The organism is Pyrobaculum sp. (genome assembly GCF_049971835.1).
Taxonomy (GTDB): domain Archaea; phylum Thermoproteota; class Thermoprotei; order Thermoproteales; family Thermoproteaceae; genus Pyrobaculum.
In genome coordinates this window covers 1-4,519 of sequence record NZ_JBMFKV010000151.1, presented here as the reverse complement: position 1 = coordinate 4,519, position 4,519 = coordinate 1, and the positions used below count along the sequence as shown (strand labels likewise).

Genomic DNA, 4,519 nt, shown 5'->3' with positions numbered 1-4,519 from the left:
GGGCGTGCCGATGGACGAACACGGCATGGTGGTGGAGATACTCGAGGAGAAAGTAAAACAGCTCAAGGCGGAGGGAGCCCGTATAAAGTTTATCTACACCATACCCACGGCGCAGAACCCCTCCGGGCTCACCATGTCGCAAGACCGGAGGAAGTACCTGCTGGAGATCGCGGAGAGGTTCGACCTAATGATCGTAGAGGACGACCCATACTCATACTTCCTCTTTGAGCCCATCGAGGTCTCGCCAATAAAGGCGCTGGACAAGAGCGACAGAGTCATCTACCTGTCCACAGCCTCTAAGATCTTCGCGCCCGGCTTCCGCCTAGGCTGGGTTATAGCAAGAGAGGATGTTATCAAGTGGTTCAACCTCGCCAAGCAGTCCCTAAACCTCAACACTTCCAACTTTGTGCAGTATATCTTCGCCGAGGGCCTGCGGCGCAACATCGTGCTCAAAAACCTACCCCACGTGAGGGACCTGTACAAAAGGAAGAGAGACGCCATGCTAGCGGCCCTGGAGACCTATATGCCTCCGGGGGTAAGCTGGACGAGGCCCAGCGGCGGCATGTTCATCTGGGTCACCGTCCCGCCACATATCGACACAAAGGAGCTTTTGAAAACTGCCGTGACGCAGTACAAGGTGGCCTTCGTGCCCGGCCACGGATTCTTTGTAGATCAGTCCGTGAGGAACGCGATGAGGCTAAACTTCACCTACCCATCGTTTGAACAGATAAACGAGGGCATCCGCCGCCTCGCCATGGCTATCAAAGGCGCATGATTCTGCTTGAAGAGGCTACTACGGTCATAAAAGAGAAGCAACGGGAGGGGAAGATACACAGGACGCCGACTCTGAGATCCGAGTCTCTGTCTAGAGTCACGGGGGGCGAGGTTTTCCTAAAGCTGGAGGCTCTGCAGAAGACTGGCTCCTTCAAGATTAGGGGGGCCTACTTCGCCATGTATAAATACATACAGGAGGGCTACCGCGAGTTTATAACGGCTTCCTCGGGCAACCACGCTCAGGGGGTGGCCTACGCCGCCCAGCTACATGGCGTTAGGGCCACTGTGGTTATGCCTGAGACTACTCCGTGGCTGAAGGTGAAGAAGACGCAAGATTATGGTGCCACTGTGATTCTGCATGGGGAGAGCTACTACGAAGCTGAGATAAAGGCGATGGAGCTTGTGGGCGGCGGTGCCAAGTTTCTACACGCCTACAACGACTGGTACGTAATCTCGGGCCAAGCCACTCTCGGCGTTGAGATCCTTGAGGACTTGGAGGGCGTAGATGTTGTGGTTGTGCCAGTCGGCGGAGGGGGGCTTATATCCGGCGTCGCGTATGCCATTAAGAAGAGGAGACCTGGCGCGAGGGTGGTGGGGGTGCAGGCCAGCGGGGCGCCTGCGGTTTATCTTTCGCTGAAGGAGGGCGGGCTGGTTACTATTGACAGGGTGGACACAATTGCCGACGGCATCGCGGTGAAGAGGCCGGGGGACATTACGCTGAAGCTTATCCAGGAGTATGTAGACGACATTGTCTTGGTTGATGACAACGAGATTGTCGACGCCATCTACCTACTGCTGGAGAGGACGAGAGTGGTGGCCGAGGGCGCGGGGGCGGCGGCGGTGGCCGCCTTGATATCGGGGAAGGTCGATGTGCGTGGGAAGAGGGCTGTGGCGGTGGTGTCCGGCGGCAATATAGACGCGCCGATTCTCATGCGGGTGTTGATGAAGGCCTTGGCGAGGCAGAGGCGTGTTGTTAGGCTCGTTGGGGAGGTGCCCGACAGACCTGGCACGCTGGCCAAGGCGTCGTCGCTACTGGCTTCTCACAACGTCAATATTCTGGAGGTCTACCACGAGCGTTACGATCCTGAGCAGAGGCCGAACTACGTGAGGCTTATATTCGTCGTGGAGATACCAGGCACTCTCGACATGTCGAAACTGCTGGATGAACTGGAGAGGAGCGGCTTCTACTTCAAGCTGGCTCCTCACTAAAGATTAAAAGTAGGGTTTTTCGCCAATTCAATGAAGACCAAGTTGCTCTACCAAGAGGACTCCTACGTCAAGGAGTTCGACGCAACTGTGCTCGACGTCTCTGGGAACGAGGTGGTGCTGGACAAAACCGCGTTTCACGACGGGACTGGAGGCGTAGAGGCTGACAGCGGCTTTCTTGTGTTTGGAGGGGAGAGGTACGGCGCCAAGGCGGCTCACAAGGGTGGAGAGGTGGTACACGTCTTGGATAGGCCGCCTGTTTTTAAGCCGGGCGACGTGGTGAGGGGCGTGGTGGACTGGGAGAGGCGGTATAGGAAAATGAGGCTCCACACGGCGGCGCATATACTATCTGCCGTTCTCTACAACAGGTACAACGCCTTGATTACAGGAGGCGAAATTACACATGAATACGCCCGCGACGACTTCAACGTGGAGGGGGACATGGCCGCTGTGAGGAAGATATTCGAGGAGGCGGTTGCGGAGGTGAACCAGATAGCGCAGCGGGGTATCGAGGTTAAGGTGTACTGGCTACCGCGGGAGGAGGCGTTGAAGATCCCGGGGGTGGTGAAGCTGGCGGAGAAGATGCCGCCCGACCTCCCCACCCTCAGAATTGTGGAGATCCCCGGCGTAGATATACAGGCGGACGGGGGGCCCCACGTCAGGAACACGAAGGAGATAGGGACCGTCAGGATTATCAAGGTTGAGAACAGGGGGAGGGGGAAGAAGAGGCTTTACTACACTGTGGAGTAGTGGAGTCGCCGCTGGGCGCCGCCTCGGTTTCGGTACTCCTCGGCGTTTTATTCGCCTATGTCCTCGACAGGTTAGAGTTCCCGCCGTTTCTGGGTTTTTTCATAGCCGGGGTCTTGACGAGGTACCTCCTAGGCGTCCACCTGCCCGAGATATACCTCCAAGTCCTCATATCGCTGGTCGCGTTTGAGGTGGGGCGCCAGCTGGGGGTGAGCGGCCTGTCGCCGGCGGCCTTCTTCGCGGTTATTCTAGAAACCGCGTTTATTACCGGCCTCTCGGTTTTAGTATTTAGACTCGCCGGGTTTAAGACAATAGAGGCCCTGGCCGTGGCTTTGATGTTGCTGAGCTCGTCTAGCCTCCTCGTGCTGAAGCTCACCCAAAGCCTCCCCACGGAGGCTAGAAACATCGCCATGTCTCTCACAACGCTGGAGGACACAGTTCTCTTTTTTGCACTGAGCCTCCTCACCGGCGGGACAACCGTGGAGAGCTTGCCCGTCAACCTCGTCGTAATAACTATCCTCGGCGGCGTGTCCCTCGCGTTGTTCTCCTACATAGACAGGTTTATAATTGGACGCGACTACGCCCTGCCCTTTGCCTTAGCCACGGCGTTTGGTTTTGTCTACGTCGTCCAGTACCTCCGCATAGCCTCCCCCTATCTCGGGGCCTTTCTCGCCGGGTACGTCTTCTCGAGGACGGATACGCGTGGCGTACATACAAAAGAGGCGGCCGCACTCTCTGGCCTAATAATCTACGCATATATGCTAGCCGTGGGCGCCTCCCTCCCGACGCCTAGGCTGAATCTGTTGTTTTTCGCTCTCAGCATAGCCGTGGCGCTTCTCGCAGTGCTCATCAGATCTGTATCCGTCTTCTTCGCCTCTCTTTTCGTCACGGGTAGTCCAAGGCTATCCGCCGGCGTCTCGCTGTCAACCGCCCACCTCTCGGAGCTGTCCCTCACAATTCCGGTGCTGGCGTACAGCTTCGGCGTCGTGAAAAACCCAGAGCTTGTGTTCGCCCTCTCGATCGCTCCGATATTTACGCTATTCATAGCGCCTCTTGTGTGGCGGCAACGTAGCCTAGTTGAGAGCTACGTCGGGAGCCGTATGAAGGAGCTTAAATCCACCGTGGCCTACGAAAAGCTCTACAAGGTTATCACGCGCGCCTTCACGACCGCGGCCAAGCTGGCGATTCTCATGGTGGTAGTGGCGCTTGCCTTTAGTTACATGGGCGTGCTGTCTCTCGTAGTCTTGATACCCTCCGCCTACTTCCTCTCAAAATACTTTAGAGAGATCTACAACGACTTGTTGATAGCGCTGAGGGAATACGAGGGGGCGCGCTACGGAAGCGTGACTGTGCTCATCTCCACGTCGGCCCTGGCGCTGTACGTAGCAATCGCCCTCCTGTCCCCCATACTGGAGGCCCACGTCTACATCATAGGGCTGATAATCGCGGTGCTCACCTACACCCTCTACGTAGTCTACCGGGAGCTACAGAGCGACCGCGACAGGCGGTTGAGCTCCTCGACCACCACGCGGTAGAATTCATCTACGGGAGGCGGAATATCGGCGCACCTCTCCCAAGCCTCTCGGAACGCCTTAGCCAGCCCGTAGTCTAGCCCGGTGACACTCTCCGGATCCACCTCCACCTCGGGGAGGATTAGAGACATCAGCGCTATGTGGTGTGCGTGTAGCCTGGCGGCTCTCTCAAGCTCCTCTTTTGAATATTCAGCGTCGGCCAGGGAGAAGGCCTTTTGTCTATGCACCTCGGCCAGCGCGCTCCGGGCCAGCGACGGGTC

5 protein-coding genes are annotated in these 4,519 nt (G+C 57.3%); 4 read left to right on the top strand and 1 reads right to left on the bottom strand.

Annotation, left to right across the window (positions count from 1 at the left end):
• The 4 genes from ACP5J3_RS11080 to ACP5J3_RS11065 form a co-directional block, all read left to right on the top strand.
• A partial coding sequence (locus tag ACP5J3_RS11080) for a PLP-dependent aminotransferase family protein (protein ID WP_428495751.1) occupies positions 1–775 on the top strand: 775 nt, incomplete at its 5' end.
• On the top strand, positions 772–1,983 hold the full coding sequence (gene ilvA / locus ACP5J3_RS11075; RefSeq protein WP_428495750.1) for a threonine ammonia-lyase: 1,212 nt from the start codon (positions 772–774) through the stop codon (positions 1,981–1,983). The genes ACP5J3_RS11080 and ilvA, both read left to right, overlap by 4 nt.
• Positions 1,984–2,013: 30 nt before the next feature.
• Positions 2,014–2,730, top strand: a complete 717-nt coding sequence (gene alaXM, locus ACP5J3_RS11070) for an alanyl-tRNA editing protein AlaXM (RefSeq protein WP_428495749.1) — start codon at positions 2,014–2,016, stop codon at positions 2,728–2,730.
• Positions 2,730–4,262 (top strand): cation:proton antiporter, encoded by a 1,533-nt coding sequence (locus tag ACP5J3_RS11065; RefSeq protein WP_428495748.1) that lies wholly within the window; start codon positions 2,730–2,732, stop codon positions 4,260–4,262. The genes alaXM and ACP5J3_RS11065 overlap by 1 nt, the downstream gene beginning before the upstream one ends.
• On the opposite strand, the gene ACP5J3_RS11060 is transcribed toward ACP5J3_RS11065, so the two are convergent.
• Positions 4,202–4,519: hypothetical protein (locus ACP5J3_RS11060; RefSeq protein ID WP_428495747.1), on the bottom strand; the 318-nt coding region annotated here is incomplete at its 5' end. The genes ACP5J3_RS11065 and ACP5J3_RS11060 overlap by 61 nt on opposite strands.